General features: G+C 67.8%; 19 protein-coding genes and 1 tRNA gene. 10 read left to right on the forward strand and 10 right to left on the reverse strand.

Features of this window, described 5'->3' with window-relative positions:
- On the forward strand, positions 1-448 hold a 448-nt coding region (locus tag BDIM_RS18385; RefSeq protein ID WP_040345033.1), incomplete at its 5' end, for an NAD(P)/FAD-dependent oxidoreductase.
- On the opposite strand, the gene BDIM_RS04695 is transcribed toward BDIM_RS18385, so the two are convergent.
- Positions 445-1,176, reverse strand: coding sequence for an energy transducer TonB family protein (locus tag BDIM_RS04695; protein WP_040345034.1), 732 nt, complete (start codon positions 1,174-1,176; stop codon positions 445-447). The two genes, BDIM_RS18385 and BDIM_RS04695, sit on opposite strands and share 4 nt — an antisense overlap.
- Positions 1,177-1,325: 149 nt before the next feature.
- Here BDIM_RS04695 and BDIM_RS04700 point away from each other — a divergent pair, with 149 nt between their 5' ends.
- On the forward strand, positions 1,326-2,132 hold the full coding sequence (locus BDIM_RS04700) for a transglycosylase SLT domain-containing protein (protein ID WP_040345036.1): 807 nt from the start codon (positions 1,326-1,328) through the stop codon (positions 2,130-2,132).
- A gap of 89 nt (positions 2,133-2,221) precedes the next feature.
- A complete protein-coding gene (gene spbR, locus BDIM_RS04705; protein ID WP_003164421.1) occupies positions 2,222-3,364 on the forward strand; it encodes a SpbR family protein in 1,143 nt (380 codons plus the stop codon).
- A 25-nt stretch (positions 3,365-3,389) separates the two neighbouring features.
- On the opposite strand, the gene BDIM_RS04710 is transcribed toward spbR, so the two are convergent.
- From BDIM_RS04710 to BDIM_RS04720, 3 genes are read right to left on the reverse strand one after another with little or no spacing between them, the layout of a single operon-like run.
- Positions 3,390-3,887: a hypothetical protein gene (locus BDIM_RS04710; RefSeq protein WP_003164422.1), complete on the reverse strand. Its 498-nt coding sequence runs from the start codon at positions 3,885-3,887 to the stop codon at positions 3,390-3,392.
- Between the two features lie 53 nt (positions 3,888-3,940).
- Positions 3,941-4,720 (reverse strand): NAD kinase, encoded by a 780-nt coding sequence (locus tag BDIM_RS04715; protein WP_003164423.1) that lies wholly within the window; start codon positions 4,718-4,720, stop codon positions 3,941-3,943.
- Positions 4,721-4,751: 31 nt separating this feature from the next.
- Positions 4,752-5,858, reverse strand: a complete 1,107-nt coding sequence (locus BDIM_RS04720; RefSeq protein ID WP_003164424.1) for a DUF2336 domain-containing protein — start codon at positions 5,856-5,858, stop codon at positions 4,752-4,754.
- Between the two features lie 171 nt (positions 5,859-6,029).
- On the opposite strand from BDIM_RS04720, the gene BDIM_RS04725 reads away from it, so the two are divergent.
- The 4 genes from BDIM_RS04725 (at position 6,030) to BDIM_RS04740 (ending at position 12,062) form a co-directional block, all read left to right on the forward strand.
- Complete coding sequence (locus BDIM_RS04725) at positions 6,030-6,791, forward strand: class II aldolase/adducin family protein (RefSeq protein WP_003164425.1); 762 nt, start codon at positions 6,030-6,032, stop codon at positions 6,789-6,791.
- Positions 6,792-6,841: 50 nt separating this feature from the next.
- Entirely contained in the window at positions 6,842-7,567 is a 726-nt protein-coding gene (locus tag BDIM_RS04730) for a hypothetical protein (RefSeq protein ID WP_003164426.1), read from the forward strand.
- A 110-nt stretch (positions 7,568-7,677) separates the two neighbouring features.
- Positions 7,678-8,826 (forward strand): efflux RND transporter periplasmic adaptor subunit, encoded by a 1,149-nt coding sequence (locus tag BDIM_RS04735; RefSeq protein WP_003164427.1) that lies wholly within the window; start codon positions 7,678-7,680, stop codon positions 8,824-8,826.
- A complete protein-coding gene (locus BDIM_RS04740; protein WP_003164428.1) occupies positions 8,826-12,062 on the forward strand; it encodes an efflux RND transporter permease subunit in 3,237 nt (1,078 codons plus the stop codon). Before BDIM_RS04735 ends, BDIM_RS04740 begins: the two co-directional genes overlap by 1 nt.
- Positions 12,063-12,224: 162 nt before the next feature.
- On the opposite strand, the gene BDIM_RS04745 is transcribed toward BDIM_RS04740, so the two are convergent.
- The 4 genes from BDIM_RS04745 to BDIM_RS04765 form a co-directional block, all read right to left on the reverse strand.
- Positions 12,225-12,764 carry a c-type cytochrome gene (locus BDIM_RS04745; RefSeq protein WP_050796619.1) on the reverse strand — a complete coding sequence of 180 codons (540 nt, stop codon included), beginning with the start codon at positions 12,762-12,764 and terminating at the stop codon, positions 12,225-12,227.
- A gap of 78 nt (positions 12,765-12,842) precedes the next feature.
- A complete protein-coding gene (locus BDIM_RS04750; protein WP_003164430.1) occupies positions 12,843-13,469 on the reverse strand; it encodes a TetR family transcriptional regulator in 627 nt (208 codons plus the stop codon).
- Between the two features lie 107 nt (positions 13,470-13,576).
- On the reverse strand, positions 13,577-14,047 hold the full coding sequence (locus BDIM_RS04755; protein ID WP_198398654.1) for a GNAT family N-acetyltransferase: 471 nt from the start codon (positions 14,045-14,047) through the stop codon (positions 13,577-13,579).
- 632 nt (positions 14,048-14,679) lie between these two features.
- A tRNA-Thr gene (locus tag BDIM_RS04765) sits at positions 14,680-14,755 on the reverse strand.
- A 51-nt stretch (positions 14,756-14,806) separates the two neighbouring features.
- Here BDIM_RS04765 and BDIM_RS04770 point away from each other — a divergent pair.
- Positions 14,807-15,157 carry a DMT family protein gene (locus BDIM_RS04770; protein WP_003164434.1) on the forward strand — a complete coding sequence of 117 codons (351 nt, stop codon included), beginning with the start codon at positions 14,807-14,809 and terminating at the stop codon, positions 15,155-15,157.
- Between the two features lie 4 nt (positions 15,158-15,161).
- On the opposite strand, the gene BDIM_RS04775 is transcribed toward BDIM_RS04770, so the two are convergent.
- On the reverse strand, positions 15,162-15,599 hold the full coding sequence (locus BDIM_RS04775; protein WP_003164435.1) for an HIT family protein: 438 nt from the start codon (positions 15,597-15,599) through the stop codon (positions 15,162-15,164).
- Positions 15,600-15,712: 113 nt separating this feature from the next.
- Between BDIM_RS04775 and BDIM_RS04780 the strand changes: the two genes are divergently transcribed.
- Together BDIM_RS04780 and BDIM_RS04785 are read left to right on the forward strand one after the other, a co-directional pair.
- Positions 15,713-16,069 (forward strand): phage holin family protein, encoded by a 357-nt coding sequence (locus BDIM_RS04780; protein WP_003164436.1) that lies wholly within the window; start codon positions 15,713-15,715, stop codon positions 16,067-16,069.
- Between the two features lie 73 nt (positions 16,070-16,142).
- A complete protein-coding gene (locus BDIM_RS04785; protein WP_003164437.1) occupies positions 16,143-16,715 on the forward strand; it encodes a DUF2239 family protein in 573 nt (190 codons plus the stop codon).
- A gap of 16 nt (positions 16,716-16,731) precedes the next feature.
- On the opposite strand, the gene BDIM_RS18390 is transcribed toward BDIM_RS04785, so the two are convergent.
- The coding region (locus BDIM_RS18390) for an SPOR domain-containing protein (protein ID WP_040345039.1) at positions 16,732-16,938 on the reverse strand (207 nt) is incomplete at its 5' end.

Genomic DNA, 16,938 nt, shown 5'->3' on the forward strand with positions numbered 1-16,938 from the left:
GCCCGAAGCGCGCGCGGCGGTCGCCTGCATCACGCCCATTCGCGGTCAGATCGGTCTGGTGAGCGAGAAGCTGGTCGATCACGTCGTGCGCGGGCCGGGCGCCTATGTCGCGCCGATGGGCGAGGGCAGCGTGATCGGGGCGACGATGGAGCCGGGCGAGCGCTCGGTGACGCCCGACGCCGCGCGCTGCGACGCCATGCTGGCCGCTGCATGGAAGGTGCTGGGCCAGGCGCCGCGTCCCCTGACCATCGACTGGCGTGCGGGGGTGCGAGGGACGACGCCGGACGGCCTGCCGATAGCTGGACAGGTTGCGCCGGGTCTTCATGTCGCGCTGGGGCCGCGTCGCAACGGCTGGCTGTTGGGGCCGCTGGTCAGCGCGGTCGTCGCGGATGCGACAGAGGGCCGACCCGTCGCCGAGCCGGCCCTCCATCCCTCGCGGTTCCTTTAGTCCTTGGGCAGGTCGAAGCGGATCGCCATGGTGACGCGCGCGCCGTCGACGGCCTGTCCGTCCACCGTGCGCGGGCTGAGGCGGAAGTAGCGGCTCAGGCTCACCGCCGCCCGGCCGAAGCCCTGATTGCCCGGCGTTTCCGAGGTGACGGAACAGCCGGTCAGGCTGCCGTCCACCCGCACCAGACAGGACAGTTCGGCGACGCCGCCGATCCCGCGCGCCTCAGCCGCCGAGGGATAGGCGCGCATCAGTTGATCCGCCGTCGGCTTCCGCACCCAGTCGGGCTGGGTGATGACCGGGACGGGTTTCGGCGGTTCGGGCGTGACCGTCGTTCCGGCCGCAGGCTCGGTCGCAGGTTCGGTCAGATTGATGACCGGCCCGGCGTCATGGCTGACGACGGGGGCGACCGGAACCTCCAGCGGGGCGACGTCGCTGGGCATGACCTGCGTCGGCCGATGGATCGGCGGCGTCGGCGCGGGCGAGGCCGTCTTCGGCTCGGGCGGTTTGACCCTGGGCGTCAGCTCCACGATCGTCGTGGGCAGGTCTTCCAAGGACGCGGGGGCGTCGGCCAGTTCGAAGCGTTGCTGATACAGCCAGACGCCGGCGCCGACATGCACCAGAGCCGAGGCGGTGATCATCGCCCACACCCATCGGGGCAGGGGCTTCTTGCGTTGCTGGAAGTCGAGGGGGCTGACCACGCCGTGGCCCCCGGCGATACGCATCATCATGACTTACGCGCCTCCTGTCGCAGGCCCTCCCCAGCACCCACGGAACAGAGTTCGCGCTTCGCTTGCGGCCTTATTGTGGCGCTTGGAATTGTTAACGGCAGGGGCGCTGCGTTAAGCTTTCGTTTACCGAGGTTAGCGACCGTTCACATATGACCGTGAAAGCGATTCCATCATCCGGCGGCGTGGAGGCGGCGATCCGGCGCGCCTCGACCTCGACCGGCGTGGACTTCGATTTCCTGATGAAGACCGCGCGTCGCGAAAGCGCGATGAATCCCAATGCGCGGGCGCCCACGTCCTCGGCCTCGGGCCTGTTCCAGTTCATCGAGCAGACCTGGCTGGGCACGGTGAAGCGGCACGGCGCCAAGCACGGCTACGGCCAGTACGCTGACCTGATCTATCAGGGCGGCGACGGGCGCTGGCAGGTGCGCGGCTCGGCTCGCAACGTCGTGTTGGACCTTCGCTTCGATCCTCAGGCCGCCTCGACCATGGCGGGGGAGCTGACGGCCTCCAACGCGGCCTATCTGCGCGGCCGCACGGGGCGCGAGCCAGGGGCGGGCGACCTGTACGCCGCGCACTTCCTGGGTCCGGCGGGCGCGGCCAAGCTGCTGGAGGCGGTGCAGTCGCGGCCGCAGACCAGCGCGGTGGCCCTGTTCCCCGAAGCGGCTTCGGCCAACCGTTCGATCTTCTATCGCAATGGCCGAGCGGCGACGGCGGCCGAGGTGCACGCCAATCTGCAGCGCACGGCGGGCGAGGCCTTCCCGGCGGTCGGCGTCGGCAGCGGCGGGGCGGCCAAGGCGGCGCCGGAGCTGAGCGAAAAGGACCGAATGCTGGCCGCGCGCATGGACCGCTTGAAGCAGGATCAGAGCCTTCTGGCGCTGTTGCTGGGCCAGGACGGGCAGGGATCAGGCGGCGGATTCGGAGGCGCATTCGCTCCGCCGCCGGATAAGGTGGCGTGACCACGCTTCCGCCTTATTCCTAAGAGGGTGTTAACTATGTAACGCTAGGGGTGACGATTGATTCCTCGCCAACCCTGAGCCTTCGAGCCATGACCGCCTACCGCGCCAGACTGACGGAAAGCGACATACGGCGCCTGATCAAGTCTGATCTGGAGGACGAGCGCGCGGCCGCCGCTCATAAATTGTGCCGCAGCATCGACCGCATGGCGCTGGATGACGTGGAGCGCGAGGCGGCGCAAAAGATTCTGAGCGTGCTGGCGGCCGATGCGGCGGAACTGGTGCGACGGGCCGTGGCGGTGACGCTGAAGGCTTCGGACATCATGCCGCGCGAGGCGGCGCGCAGGCTGGCCGGCGATGTGGACAGCGTGGCCCTGCCTATCATCAACAGCTGCCCGGCCTTCACTGACGACGACCTGATCGAGATCGTGCGCGCCGGGACGGCGCTGCGCCAGGTGGCGGTGGCGTCCCGCCCGCGCGTGCCGCGCGATGTGGCGTCGGTTTTGGTCGCCGAAGGCAGGCAGGAGGCGGTGGCCGCCCTGGCCGCAAACGACAACGCCGATCTGTCCGAGGCTGCGCTTGGCGTCGCCCTGGATCGATTCAGCGATGCGCCGGAGGTGATTTCGGCCCTGGCCTATCGTCAGGTTCTGCCGCTGTCCGCGACCGAGCGGCTGGTGGTTCTGGCCAGCGAGGCTGTGCGCGAACACCTGATCACCCGCCACGCTCTGACGCCTGAGACCGCTATCCAGTTCGCCGACTTCGCGCGGGAGCGGGCCACGATCGACCTGGTGGACCAGGCTCGTGTGACGGATGATCTGCCGACCTTTGTGGCCGGGCTGAACCGCCGCCGGGTGCTGACGCCGTCTCTGTTGCTGCGGTCCTTGGCGCGGGGGCAGATCGGCCTGTTCGAGCACGCCCTGGCCGAGTTGGCGGGTACGCCGCATCATCGCGCCTGGCTGATGGTGCATGACGCCGGGCCTCTGGGACTCAAGGCCATCTACGACCGTGCGGGCATGCCGCCACGTCTGTTCCAAGCCTTCCGCGCCGGGGTCGACACCTGGCGGGCGCTCCAGGCCGAAGGCGGGGACACCGGAAGCGCCGTCTTCCGTCAACGGATGCTGGAGCGGTTCCTGAGTCAGCGTCCCGACGCCGCGCGTGAGGATTTGGCCTATCTGCTGGAGCGGCTGGACCGCCCGGCTGACGACGGCTGGCGCGGCGCCGTCAGCGCGGCCTGAGCCGCGCTCAATCCATCAGTCGGCTTTAGCCCAGGTGCTCCGCCGCACGGGCTTCCAGGGTTTCAACCAGATCGCGTCCGACAGGATGGTCGTCGGTCTGGATCTTGTCGCGGACCACGGCCTTGATGGCGTCGATGTGGGCGTCGACCACGGCCAGGGGGGCCTGCATCCGCTTGTCGGCGTCGTCCAGCATCCGGCAGAGCGAGGCGGCGATGCGCGTGACCAGCGGGTATTCGTATGTGGTCCCCAGCCCCTTGAGGTCGTGGGCGCGGAAATAGAGGGCCTCAGCCGTTTCGGGCGTGTAGCCCTGGCTGCGGATGTCGGACTGAGCCTTGTCCAGCCTGACCACCTCGTCGTTCAACCACTGGCCGAACTGAGCCGACATGGCCTTCAGCGCCTCCTCGGCCCTGGCGATGGCGTTGGCGTCAATGCCGCCGAAGCCGCCGCCGACCTTGGCGCGCAGGGGATTGGGCGGGCGGATGACTTGGTTGGTCACGGGCGGCTCCTCAACAACAGCGGCCATTTTGTCGCGCAGAGGCTTAAAATCCGGTGACGGCGCCTCGACTATTTTACAGTTCAGGCGGCGAATTGTTCGGCCATGACGCGCTCTTCATATGAGCGGCCTGAATCGAACAGCATGGTCAGGGTGATGTCGCGACGCTCCCGCACCTCGACGCGCGAGACGCGGCGCACCTCGAAATTGTCGGCGGTGGCGCTGACTGGCCGCTTGTCCGGCTCTAGTACGTCGAAGCGCACCCGCGCCGTGTGCGACAGCAGGGCGCCGCGCCAGCGCCGGGGGCGGAAGGCGCTGATCGGCGTCAGCGCCAGGCTGGGCGCGTCCAGGGGAATGATCGGCCCGTGCGCCGACAGATTATAGGCGGTCGACCCGGCTGGCGTCGCCACCAGGCAGCCGTCGCAGGTCAGCTCCTCCAGCCGCACCTTGTCGTTGATGCTGATGCGCAGCTTGGCGCTCTGGCGCGTCTGGCGGAGCAGGGAGACTTCATTGATGGCCAGGCCGCTGTGGACCTGGCCGCTTTCGACCCAGGCGTCCATCTGCAACGGATGCAGCACCGTGCGGTCAGCCTGGGCCAGACGATCCAGCAGGTCGTCTTCCTCATAGTCGTTCATCAGGAATCCGACGGAGCCGCGGTTCATCCCATAGACGGGGGTGCGCAGCTGCAGATTGTTGTGCAGGGTCTCCAGCATGAAGCCGTCGCCGCCCAGGGCGACGATGACTTCGGCCTCGGCGGCGGGAACCGAGCCATAGCGTTCGCTCAACCGCTGGCGGGCGGCTTCGGCCTCGGGCCGGTCGCTGGCGACGAAGGTGATGGCGGTGGGGTGGAACGACTGAGTCACGGCGCTACGCAAGCGGAGCGGAGGCGCGCTGTCAAACGGTCGACCCGCCTTCAGGCGCCATCAGCAGACGAAATTCATAGGCCGCCTGCGTGGTCGACCGCTGCGCCGGGCGCCAGGCCTCGCCGTCAGGATCATGCGGCAGGCCGTGGTTCAACCGACGAACCTCGCGCAGCAGGGCGGGGAAGGCGGCGCGATCCAGCCCCGCAGCGGTGCAGGCCAGAAACAGCGGTCGGGCGGTGTCGCCGCGCAGGGCGCGCCGTAAAGCTTCGGTCTCCAGACCGCTCAGCATGGTCAGGGCGTGGACGAAGAGGTCGAGTTTCTCTTCCCGCAGCGCCCGCATCAGGGTGGCGGGGCGCAGTTGTCCCGCCGCATGCAGCTTGGCGGCCAACTGGGCGGCGGCGTGATCGGGCGTGGTCTCGGCCGCTTGCTGGGCCGCTGCGGCGACTGCCGTCGCCAGCGCGGCGGCGTCCAGGCTGAAGCGCTGGGAGATGGCCTGCTTCAGGGCCTCGCCGACCCACTGATAGAGACGCAGGGCCAGATCCTCGTTCAACCGGGGATGTCGCGTCAGCGGCGCGCGCAGGGCGGCGATGGACCGCGCCTGCTCCACCAATCGAGCCATGTCGGCGGCTTCCAGCCGCGCCGTCCCGTTGACGGCCAGGGCGGTCAGGACGGCCGGCTCGCCGCGATCGAGGATGGCGCGGGCGGGCAGGGGGCCGAGGTCAGGGCGAAGGGCCACCTGAACCTGATGGTCCAGCGAGGCTTCTTCCAGCAGGGTCAGTAGGTCGGCGTCGAGCAGCAGGGGGCTGGCGGCGATCACCGGGCGGGCGATCTCTATGGCGTCGGCGGCCAGCAGGCGCACCAGGTCCGCCGGCGCCCAGGCGGCGTCCGCTAGACGTTCGGCCAGGGCGCGGCGGATATCCTGCTCGGCGGCGCGGACCATGGCGACGAAGACCTCGGTCAGGGCAGGCGGCGCGCCAGCCTGGCCGCCGACCGAGCAGTAGAGGTCCGCCACGCCCAGCAACAGGCGCTGCTGTTCTTCCGGCGGCCGTCCGGCGGCCAAATCGATCAGTTGGTGAAGGCTGGCCAGCGGCAGGGGCTCGCTACGCGGGGAGGGCGCGAACGCCTCGATTGAGTCCACGAAACATCCCCCTGACGATGCGGCCGCGCCGCCGGCGGACAGTGTTCGCTCGTGTCGATGAAAACAGGGTTAATGAAGTCTTCCGTTTCGAGCCTTTCGGCGGCGGTCGGCGACTTGACGCCGGGCCGGAGCGGAGAGAGGCTCATCTGAACGCTGATAAGGGGAAGGCCAATGACGGACGCGGCGCGATCGCTCAAATCCCAGGTTTCCGAGGCGGAGTGGAAGGTGCGGGTCGAACTGGCCGCGCTGTACCGCCTGGTGGCGCTGAACGGGTGGGACGACATGATCTTCACCCATATCTCGGCCCGCGTGCCGGGACCGGAGCATCACTTCCTCATCAATCCATACGGCTGGTATTTCGATGAAATTACAGCCTCTTCCCTGGTGAAGGTCGATCTGGACGGCAATGTCGTTCAGGACACGACCAGCTTCATCAACCCGGCGGGCTTCACCATCCATTCGGCGGTCCATGCGGCGCGCGAAGAGGCGCATTTCGTCATTCATCTGCACACCGTGAACGGCGTGGGCGTCGCGGCGCAGAAGGACGGCCTGCTGCCGATCAGCCAGAACGCCTGCCTGCTGCAGCATCAGGTCGCCTATCATGGCTATGAAGGCCTGGCCCTGAACCACGACGAGCGCGAGCGGCTGGTGGCGGACCTGGGCGACAAGCCGCTGATGCTGCTGCGCAATCACGGCACCCTGGCGGTCGGAAACACGGCGGCGGAGGCCTGGGTTGGGATCTTCTTCCTGGAACGCGCCTGCGCCCAGCAGGTCGCGGCTCTGTCGGCGGGACGCGACAACGTTCTGATCGCGCCTGACGCCGCCCAGGCCGAAACCAAGGAGCAGGGCCGGGGAATCGGCTTCATCTCTTCCCTGGCCTGGCCCGGCGCCCTGCGCCAGTTGCAGCGAAAATCGCCCGGTTACGACATCTAGCAAGGGGTGGGGCCGTGCGAGAGAGGGGAGGCGTCGGCCTTTGGGTCGGATTGGTTGCGCTGTCCGGCGCTGAGGCGGCCCACGCCGGCGCCTGGAATCTGCCGAAGGGGCAGGGCGAGATCATCGTCAAATACGAGACTATCCGCGCCGAGGACTATTTCGCCTCCGACGGCGGGCGGGCCGACTTGCCGGGCGGGCGGCGCGACATCGCGGCCAGCGTGTTCGTCGAATATGGCTTGAGCGACCGCTTCACTCTTCAAGCCAAGGGCGAATGGCAGGACGGGCGCGACGAGTTCCTCGACTATCAGGGGCTGGGGCCGATCGAGATGGGTGTGCGCTGGCAGGCCTATCGCGACGATCGCAACGTCGCGGCCCTCTATGTCGGCTACGCCGAGGGCGGGGCGGGACGCAACGCCGGCTACGCTCCGCCGGGCGCGGGAGATAGCGACGTCGAGGTGCGGCTTCTGGCGGGGCGATCCTTTGATCGCGGGTTTATTGATCTCCAAGCGGCGCGGCGCTGGCGGTCGGGTTTGCCCGACGAGACGCGCGCGGATGCGACGGCCGGGGCGCACCTCAACCAGGACTGGATGGTGATGGCGCAGGCCTTCGGCGGGGCGGCGGATGGCGACGGCGCTGCGCGCTGGCTGTCGCTGGAGGCCTCGGTGGTGCGTCGGTTCGGAGACTGGCGGCTGCAGGCTGGCTGGCGACAGGCCGTTTCGGGTCGTGAAATTCCTGCGGGCAGAGGGCCTGTCATCGGAATCTGGCGTCGATTTTAGTCCCGATTTCCGCGACGGAATCCGAGGTTCGCCACGTTACAGATACGTTATTTGCGTAACGGTGGTGACCCGTTAAGCGGGGGCGCTTGTTGTCGGGGAGACTGCGTCGCGTGTTCAAACGCCATTTTTTCATTATCGGCGCAGCCTGCGTATTGGGGCTGATGGTCGTGGCGGCGATCATCAAGATCGCGGCCGGCGGCGGTGACGCAGGCCAGCAGCGCGGTCCGGGGGGACCGGGCGCCGGACGCGGCCAGATCGTCGCCGAGGTCGTGGCGGGGCGTCGCGAATTCGCTGACCAGATCCGCGTGCTGGGCGTGGCCCGCAGCCGCCGCTCGGTCAACATCACCTCGAACACGACCGAACTGGTGACCAAGGTCATGTTCACCGACGGCCAGGCCGTGGCGGCGGGGGCGCCCCTGGTCGAGTTGCAGGCGCGCGAGGAAGACGCCGATCTGATCCGCGCGCGCGCCCAGCTGGAGAACGCTCAGCGCGAATATGACCGCTATCGCATCCTGGCTGAGCGCGGCGTGGCGCCGCGCGTCATGGCCGAGACGGCCGAGACGGCGCTGAAGACGGCCCAGGCGGCCATGGCGGCGTCGGAAGCGCGTCGCGGAGACCGTATCCTGCGCGCGCCCTTCGCCGGCGTGCTGGGCCTGACGTCGGTCACGCCGGGCACCCTGATCTCGCCGGGCGCGGTCATCACCACTCTGGACGACACCAGCGGGGTCCGCGTCGACTTCCCCATGCCGGAACGCTATCTGGGCGTCCTGCCCGTGGGCGCGCCGATCACGGCGACCACGGACGCCTTCCCCGGCGAAGAGTTCAACGGCCGCATCGCCCTGCTGGATACGCGGGTCAATGAACAGACCCGCGCCGTCATCGCCCGCGCCGAATTCCCCAACCCCGGAAACCGCATCCGCCCGGGCATGATGATGCGCGTCGCCGTCCACCAGGGGCGCCGCCAGAGCCTGGCCGTGCCTGAGGCGGCTGTTCAGTATGAGGGCCAGGGCGCCTTCGTTTATCGCATCGCGCGCGGCGAAACGGGCACGACCGCCCAGCGCGTCGAGGTCCAGACCGGCGCCGTCGAGAGCGGCTTTGTCGAGATCGTCTCGGGTCTGGGCAACAACGACCGCATCGTCGCGTCCGGCTTGAACCGCATCCAACCGGGCGCCCCCGTCACCGTCGAAGGCGCCGAAGGTCAGCAGCGCGGCGCTCCAGCCAAGGGCGGCGCACGCGCGTCGCAGGCGGCCCGCCCATGATGCTGTCCGATGTTTCGGTCCGGCGCCCCGTCTTTGCGGCGGTGGCGGCCATCGTCCTGTGCGTCATCGGCGCCGCGGCCTTCTTCTTCCTGCCCGTGCGCGAACTGCCGGACGTGGACCCGCCGGTCGTGTCGGTCAGCACCAACTACGCCGGCGCCTCGGCCGAGGTGATCGAGAGCCGGATCACCGAGCCGATCGAGCAGCAGATCGCCGGCATCCAGGGCGTCGAGCGTATCAACTCGACCAGCCGCGACGGCCGCTCCAACGTGAACATCGAGTTCTCGCTGGACCGCAATATCGACGATGCGGCCAATGACGTGCGCGATCGCATCTCGCGCGTGCTGGGCCGCTTGCCGGATCAGGCCGACCCGCCGGAAGTGGCCAAGGCCGATTCCGACAGCCAGCCGATCATGATCATGTTCCTGCGCTCCACGACGATGGACCGAATGGAGCTGACCGACTACGCCCGCCGCTATCTGGTGGACCGCTTCGCCACCGTGCCGGGTGTGGCTCAGGTCAACATCTTCGGCGAGCAACGCTACGCCATGCGCATCTGGCTGGACGCCGGGGCCATGGCGGCGCGGGGGCTGACCGTCACCGATGTCGAGAATGCGCTGAACAGCCAGAACGTCGAACTGCCCGCAGGCGCGCTGGAGTCGGCGCAGAAGGACTATACCGTCCGCGTGGCGCGCAACTACGCCGACCCGGCCGATTTCGCCCAACTGCCCATCGGCACGCGCGGCTCGGCCTCGACCGCCACGGGCGCGCAGGCGTCGGGCACCCTGGGCGCGGCCTCGGCGGCCATGACCAACGGCGTCACCGGCGCCCTGATCGGCAACGCCGCCTACGTCACCCGTCTGGGCGACATCGCCCGGATCGAGGAGGCGCCCGCCGAGGCGCGTCGCCTGTTCCGCGGCAACGGCGTCGATCAGATCGGCCTGGCCGTCACCCGTCAGGCCCAGTCGAACGATCTGCAGATCTCCGAAGGCGCGCGCAAGCTGATGGAGGAGGTCGCCCACAGCCTGCCGCCCGGCACGACGCTGGAGGTCGGCTCCGACAACTCGGTCTTCACCTCGCACGCCATCGACGAGGTGTGGATCACCATCGGCATCTCCATGGCCCTGGTGGCCCTGGTCAACTTCATTTTCCTGGGCAGCCTGCGGGCGGCGATCATCCCGTCGGTGGTGGCGCCTATCTGCCTTCTGGCCACCTTCATCGTCCTGGCGCCGCTGGGGTTCTCGCTGAACCTGTTGACCCTGCTGGCCCTGGTGCTGGCCATCGGCCTGGTCGTCGATGACGCCATCGTCGTGGTCGAGAACATCCAGCGCCGTCTGGATCACGGCGAGCCGCCGTTGGTGGCCGCCGAGCGCGGCGCGCGTCAGGTCTTCTTCGCCGTCGTGGCGACGACGATCGTGCTGCTGTCCGTGTTCGCGCCGCTGCTGTTCCTGCCGGGCTACGTCGGGCGCCTGTTCGTGGAGCTGGCGGCGGCCATTGCAGCGGCCGTGGCCTTCTCGGCCTTCCTGGCGCTCAGCCTGTCGCCCATGCTGGCGTCCAAGATCCTGAAGCCGGCGCACACCGGCGGCTGGGTTGCGCGGCGCGTGGATGCGGGCATGGACGCCCTGAAGCGGTCCTATGCAGCTTCGCTTGACGCCCTGCTGGGCCGACGCATCGCTGTCGGCGGGGTGGCGGCCGTCATCGTGCTGGTCGCGGCGGGGGCTACAGGCATTTTCCTGCACCTGCCGAACGAACTGGTGCCGAACGAGGACCGCGGGCGCGTGACGCTTCGCATCGCCGGGCCTGAGGGCACGGGCTTCGACTACACGCGCGAGATCATGCTGGGGTTGGAGCCGATCCTGGCCGAGTATCGTGAGAACGGCGAGGCGGCGAACTTCCTGGTGTCCTCGCCCGGTTTCGGCGGTTCCGGCTTCAGCTCGGGCAGCGCCATCCTGAACCTGTCCGACTGGTCCGAGCGCGACCGCTCGGCCGACCAGATCGCCCAGGAGCTGAACGGCAAGCTGCGCAACCAGACCGGCGCCCAGGTCAACGCCTCGACGCCCGGCGCCTTCCAGCGCGGCGGCGGCAACTCCAACTCGGTCGAGATGGTCGTCACGGGTTCGGAATACGCCGCCATCTACAACTGGCTGCAGCCCATCCTGGCGGCGGCGCAGGAGAACCCCGGCTTCTCGCGTCCGCGCCTGAACTATGAGCCGAACGCGCCGCGCTTGCTGGTCGACGTCGATCCGCAGAAGGCGGCCGCCCTGGGCGTCTCCTCGCAACAGATCGGCCGCACGCTGGAAACCATGTTCGGTTCGCGCCGCGCCACGACCTACATCAAGGGCGGTCAGGAATACGACGTCATTCTGCAGACCGAGCGCGACAATCGCCGCGAAGTGACGGACCTGGAGTCGCTCTATGTCTCGACCGGCACGGCCCAACTGGTGCCGTTGTCCGCCGTGGTCTCGACCAAGACTTCGGGCGATACGCCGGACCGTCGCCGCCTGGATCGCCAGCGGGCGATCACCCTGGCGGCTGACCTCAACCCCGGCATGACCATTGACGACGCGGTGCAGTTCCTGAACGCCGAGGTCGCCAAGCAGCCGCAGGGCGTGACCAATATCCGCTGGGGCGGCGCCGCCCGCGACCAGCAGGAGGCGGGCAGCGCCGTCGGCTGGGCCTTCGCCCTGGCCCTGCTGCTGGTCTTCCTGGTGCTGGCGGCCCAGTTCGAGAGCTGGATCACCCCGGCGGTCATCATGCTGACGGTGCCCCTGGCGGCGGCGGGCGGGCTGTTCGGTCTGTTGATGGCGGGCTCCAGCCTGAACATCTACAGCCAGATCGGCCTGATCATCCTGATCGGCGTGGCCGCCAAGAACGGCATCCTGATCGTCGAGTTCGCCAACCAGCTGCGCGATCAGGGGCGGAGCATCCGCGAGGCGATCATCGAGTCCTCGTCGCTGCGCCTGCGTCCGATCATCATGACCTCGATCGCCACCGCCTTCGGCGCCCTGCCGCTGGTGCTGTGGCAAGGGGCAGGGGCGGGCAGCCGTCAGACCATCGGCGTGGTGATCTTCACCGGCGCCATGTTCGCGACGGTGCTGACCCTGTTCGTGGTGCCGGTGATCTACGGCGTGCTGGCGCGCTTCACCAAGTCGCCGGAATACACCGCCCGCAAGATCGAGGAATGGGAAGCGCAGGAGAAGCGCGACGGCCTCGAGCCGGACATGAGCCCGGCGGAGTAGTTTCCTTCTCCCCTTGTGGGAGAAGGTGGCTGCCGAAGGCAGACGGATGAGGGGTTTTGCGACATCAGATGAAGGGACGCGCGTCAGGCGTCCCGCAACCCCTCATCCGACCTCGCTCCGCTCGGCCACCTTCTCCCGCAAGGGGAGAAGGCTAGGCGTTGCTCACTCGCCGGTCGGCTTGAACCCCGTCTCGACCTTCAGGAAGGCGATCACGTCGCGACGGTCCGTGGCGTCGGGCAGGCCGGCGAAGCTCATCTTGTTGCCGGGCAGGAAGGTGCGTGGGTTCTGCAGCCAATGGTCCAGGGTCTCAGCGTCCCAGGTGAAGTCCGCTGTCCGCAGGGCGTGGGAATAGCTGTACTTGTCCCGAGCGCCCGCCTCGCTGCCGAAGACGCCATAGAGGTTGGGGCCCGTCATGTTCGGCCCGCCCGGCGTGATGGTGTGGCACGAACGGCAGCGGGCGAAGGCGCGGCGGCCGTTTTCCAGATCCGCCTTGTCATAAGGGGCGGGCAGGGAGGTCAGCAGGGCGGCTTTCTCTGTCTCGGTCAGCGCGGGGGGCTTGGGAGCTTCGGCCGCGCCCGTTCCCGAACCTTCGGCGCCTTGGCCGCAGGCCGTGAGGCCCAGAGAGACTGCTAGCGCGGCGGCCAGCACGACGGCCGGGCCGGACGCGCGGCGGATCGTGGGGAAGGACGAAAGACGGAACATGACGCACTCCTTGGCCGAGGGTCATGCTTTAGCCCATGAGGGCGCCGTCGCAATGGACAGCTTGTCCAAGCGAGGGCGTCAGCGCCCGGTGGTCAGCTTCACCACGATGTGGGCGGTGGTGTCGATGATGGCTTCCGGCGTATCGGCGCGGCGCATCAGTTCGAAGCCCGCCGCAACGGATTCCACCAGGTTCGCCGTCTCATAGGAGGTCAGGCGGGGATTGAGCCCCTCGGGATGCAGGCCGCTGGCGTGGGCCTGGGCGATGCGGCGCTCCAGCGCCAGGTGCAGGCGACGCAGGCGGCGGATGCGGCTCTCGGCGAAGGCGGGCTCGCCCATGTCGGCCAGCATGTGCTCGACCCGCAGCACCGGGCCGTGATCGCTCCATAGGCCCAGAACCTCCAGCACATAGGCGCGCGCCGCCTCGAAGGCGCGCTCGCCGGACCAGTCGGCGTGGATGTGCGCAGCCAGCCGCTGGAAGTCCTCGCCTGCTTCTTCGCACAGCAGCAGCAGGCCTTCCTCGACCGAAGCGAAGTAGGTGTAGAAGGTCGGCGCCGACACCCCCGCCGCCGCCGCCACGTCGGCGGGACGGATTTCGCCCAGATGCTTGCTGTTCAGCAGTCTGCGCAGAGCGTCCAGCAGGGCGCGCCGGGTGCGGGCGCCCCGTGTGCGGATCCTGTGACCCAGCTTGTTGGTCGTCTCGGACATGTGGGAGGCGGCCGAAGTTGCGATGGAAACGGGCCGAAAAGGGGAGAAGGCGAAGGCCTAGCGGCTTCCGCCCTCTGCGACAAGCGCGACTCGGGCCGCGACGGGCCCTACAGGGTGGCGCAGACCTCGACCTCGTCGCCGAAGAAACCGCCCGTGGGCACGAAACCCAGGCGGCGATAGAAGCCCTCGGGGCTGCCTTCGCCCAGGCCGTAGCTGGTGAAAAGCGTGGCGTAGCCGCGACGACGCAGGCGCTGCTTCACCATCTCGACGACCCGGCGGCCGACGCCCGCGCCCTGGTGCGGACCTGCGATCATCAGGCGCCACAGATAGGGGCCGTCGCAGTCGATGCCGTCGTCCCACTCGTCGCCGTCGTTGACCATGACCAAGCCGACGAGGGTTTCGTCCAGGTAGATCGCCCGAAGCCATGTCGCTTCGGAACAGAAGCCCTCGGCGATGGACACGCCGTTATCGGCGACGACAGCGCGTTGCGCCGGCGACAGAGTTTCGCTCAACTCGCAGACTTCGCTGACATTTTCAGAGGTGATGCGGCGGAAAGAGATTTCATTTTCAGGAGACATGGACGGCATATTGCAAAGCCTCTCCATGCTTCGCCCTGCGACGTATGGACGCCGAACGCCTGAGGCGCGGGAGAGGAGGCGAGGGCCCTCGTCTCGCGGACGCCGTGACGGGCTGTTCGCCGTCCTGCCGGTTTGAAAACAGTGTTCTGCTAGTTCAGAGCGCGGCATTTAGAGGTGGAGTTGTTCATGACCGGGTCGTCGATCATACAGAGGACGTATCGGTCGCCGTTCGTGAGAATGAAGGAGAACGACTCTGTATTGGGGTTGTACATCTCGGTCCGATAGTTGGTATGCGAGATGATCTTCCAGCCTCTATTCAGCAATTCGGTCATTGATTGAGAAAGCGGAACCCAATCCGTAGCGCGGTGCTGGGGATCGGGGTCCGGAACCCTCTGCCGCCGTGCTTGGCCTCGACAGCCGTCGGAACCATCACGAGCAGAGCGAGCAGGAGGGTGAATTTTCGCATTTTCATCCTTTAGGGCGGCCAAACAACGGGCGGGCGAGCGAAGGCCCTGGGCGTCGAACGTCGTCGGCGGATGGTAGCGTGAGGAATCGCGATCCGTCGATACGGATAACCGCGTCGCATCTCGCGACGTGCGGGCCTGATCATTCCCGGTCTGATCGGGAGAGGGTGGTGCCGGTTGCAGGGATCGAACCCGCGACCTTCGGTTTACAAAACCGCTGCTCTACCAGCTGAGCTAAACCGGCGTGGCCCGCCTTATGCTGGCGGAATCTCTTTGACGCAAGCACACTGATCGAATGCCTTCGCTGCCCTATCTCGCGCCCATCGTCATGCTGGCGCTGTCCAACGTCTTCATGACCTTCGCCTGGTACGGCCACCTGAAATTCGGGGCCAAGCCGCTGTGGATCGTGGTTCTGATCAGCTGGGGGATCGCCTTCTTCGAATACTGGCTGGCCGTGCCCGCCAATCGCATCGGCCATCAGGTCTATTCGGCGGCCGAGTTGAAGACCATGCAGGAGGTAATCACCCTGCTGGTCTTCGCGATCTTCTCGGTGATGTATCTGGGAGAGAAGCTGACGGTGAACCACCTGATCGGCTTCGTCCTGATCGCCGGCGGCGCCTTTTTCATCTTCAAGGGGCCGCTGTAGGCGGTCAGTCCAGCGCGGCCGCGATCTTCTGCGCCAGGATTTTCAGCTGCTCGGCGTCGGCCATGGGGGCGTGGCCGTGGCCCTTCATCGGGCGGTCGGCCCAGCGGGGCACGATGTGGAAGTGCAGGTGGAAGACCGTCTGACCGCCGGCGTCGCCGTTGAACTGCATCAGGCTGAGGCCTTCGGGCTTCAGCGCCTTTTCGACCGCGCGGGCCGTGCGCTGGACGGCGGCGGTCAGCTTGGCCAGGGTCTCGGGCTCGATCTCCAGGATGTTGCGGGCGGTCGAGGTCTTGGACACGACCAGGACGTGCCCCTCAGACTGGGGAAACACGTCCATGAAGGCCAGGACGTCGTCGTCCTCCCACACCTTCACGCTGGGCATGTCGCCGCGCAGGATCTTGGCGAAGATGTTGTCCGGGTCGTAGGCGCCGTGAAGGCTCATGGGGGTCTCCTTCGGGGTAGGGCGCTCAGCCTAGCAGGCGATCTCGTGCGGCGCACGGAGCGGAACGCCGCGATATGCGCTTATATGGTCAAGGTTCTTCAGTTGGAGGCGTCATGCTGGGTTTCATTGTTCAGGCCGTGGTCACGGCGATCGGTCTGTGGGCCTCGGCTAAGCTGGTGCCGGGGGTGGAGTTCACCTCGACCGGCTCGCTGATCGCGGCGGCGGTCATTCTGGGCGTGGTCAACGCCTTCGTGCGGCCGCTGATGGTGATCCTGACGCTGCCTTTGACCATCGTCACCTTCGGTCTGTTTCTGCTGGTGGTGAACGCCGCCATGATCGGGCTGACGGCCATGTTCCTGGGCGGCTTCGTCGTCGATGGCCTGTGGGCCGGGATCGGCGCCGCCATTGTCACTGGCGTGGTCAGCTGGATCGCCGGCGCCCTGTTCGGGGGCGTGGACGAGCGGAGATAATAAATTACCCGGGCAATATTGACGCGACAATATCATCCGGGTAATTCTGTCCTCAGCAAAGCGAGGATGGATTATGACTCTGTGCACGGCCTTCGACGGCCATACGATGATCGCGACCGGGCCGTTGGCTCAGGTCGCGGGTGCGGTGAAGGCCGCGCACGACTCCGGACGGGCGGTTCTGATCTTTCGGGATGAGGATGCGCAGTCGGTGGACCTGGATTTGCGCGGCGATCTTGCGGCGGTGCTGGCGCGACTACCGCCCGAGCCGTCGCAGCCTGAACCTGAGAAGCGCGGGCCGGGGCGGCCGAAGCTGGGCGTGACCGCGCGCGAAGTCACCTTGCTGCCCCGCCATTGGGACTGGCTGGCGTCCCAGCCGGGCGGGGCGTCGGTCGCCTTGCGCAAACTGGTCGAAACCGCCCTTCGCGAGGCGGACGCGCCGGATCGGATGCGTCGCAGCCGTGAGGCGGCCTATCGCTTCATGACCGCCGTGGCGGGCGATCTGCCGGACTATGAAGAGGCCGTGCGGATGCTGTTCGCGGGCGACTGGACGGCGTTCGACGCCCGGACGGAGGCCTGGCCCCTGGACGTGCGTGATTACGCGCGGCGTCTGGCGGAGCCGGGCTGGCGCAACGGCCAGGGACGCTAAGGTCTGGACGCTGAGGTCAGCTGGGGCGGATCACCATGCAGGTGACGCGACGCTCGGACAGGGCCTCGCACGCCGCCTCGGCTGACTGCTGGGTCATGCCGGTGAAGCGCGACCGATACCAGCCGTTCGCCGTCTGCACGTCGCGCTGAGCGCTCGAGAATTGGGTGCGGAAGCGGCGGCTGACGTCGTTCAGCCAGTCGCGCGCGACGGCTTCCTCGCGGAA

It is taken from the genome of Brevundimonas diminuta ATCC 11568, from assembly GCF_000204035.1.
GTDB classification, from domain to species: Bacteria; Pseudomonadota; Alphaproteobacteria; order Caulobacterales; family Caulobacteraceae; genus Brevundimonas; species Brevundimonas diminuta.

What these genes read in the sequence shown, in the direction of transcription:
- BDIM_RS04750 (WP_003164430.1), bottom strand. Translation starts at nt 13,469, where the DNA reads ATGTCCGAGACGACCAACAAGCTGGGTCACAGGATCCGCACACGGGGC.
- BDIM_RS04740 (WP_003164428.1), top strand. Translation starts at nt 8,826, where the DNA reads ATGCTGTCCGATGTTTCGGTCCGGCGCCCCGTCTTTGCGGCGGTGGCG.
- BDIM_RS04700 (WP_040345036.1), top strand. Translation starts at nt 1,326, where the DNA reads ATGACCGTGAAAGCGATTCCATCATCCGGCGGCGTGGAGGCGGCGATC.
- BDIM_RS04745 (WP_050796619.1), bottom strand. Translation starts at nt 12,764, where the DNA reads ATGTTCCGTCTTTCGTCCTTCCCCACGATCCGCCGCGCGTCCGGCCCG.
- BDIM_RS04695 (WP_040345034.1), bottom strand. Translation starts at nt 1,176, where the DNA reads ATGATGATGCGTATCGCCGGGGGCCACGGCGTGGTCAGCCCCCTCGAC.
- BDIM_RS04780 (WP_003164436.1), top strand. Translation starts at nt 15,713, where the DNA reads ATGCTGGGTTTCATTGTTCAGGCCGTGGTCACGGCGATCGGTCTGTGG.
- BDIM_RS04770 (WP_003164434.1), top strand. Translation starts at nt 14,807, where the DNA reads ATGCCTTCGCTGCCCTATCTCGCGCCCATCGTCATGCTGGCGCTGTCC.
- BDIM_RS04710 (WP_003164422.1), bottom strand. Translation starts at nt 3,887, where the DNA reads ATGGCCGCTGTTGTTGAGGAGCCGCCCGTGACCAACCAAGTCATCCGC.
- BDIM_RS04785 (WP_003164437.1), top strand. Translation starts at nt 16,143, where the DNA reads ATGACTCTGTGCACGGCCTTCGACGGCCATACGATGATCGCGACCGGG.
- BDIM_RS04725 (WP_003164425.1), top strand. Translation starts at nt 6,030, where the DNA reads ATGACGGACGCGGCGCGATCGCTCAAATCCCAGGTTTCCGAGGCGGAG.
- BDIM_RS04775 (WP_003164435.1), bottom strand. Translation starts at nt 15,599, where the DNA reads ATGAGCCTTCACGGCGCCTACGACCCGGACAACATCTTCGCCAAGATC.
- spbR (WP_003164421.1), top strand. Translation starts at nt 2,222, where the DNA reads ATGACCGCCTACCGCGCCAGACTGACGGAAAGCGACATACGGCGCCTG.
- BDIM_RS04755 (WP_198398654.1), bottom strand. Translation starts at nt 14,047, where the DNA reads ATGTCTCCTGAAAATGAAATCTCTTTCCGCCGCATCACCTCTGAAAAT.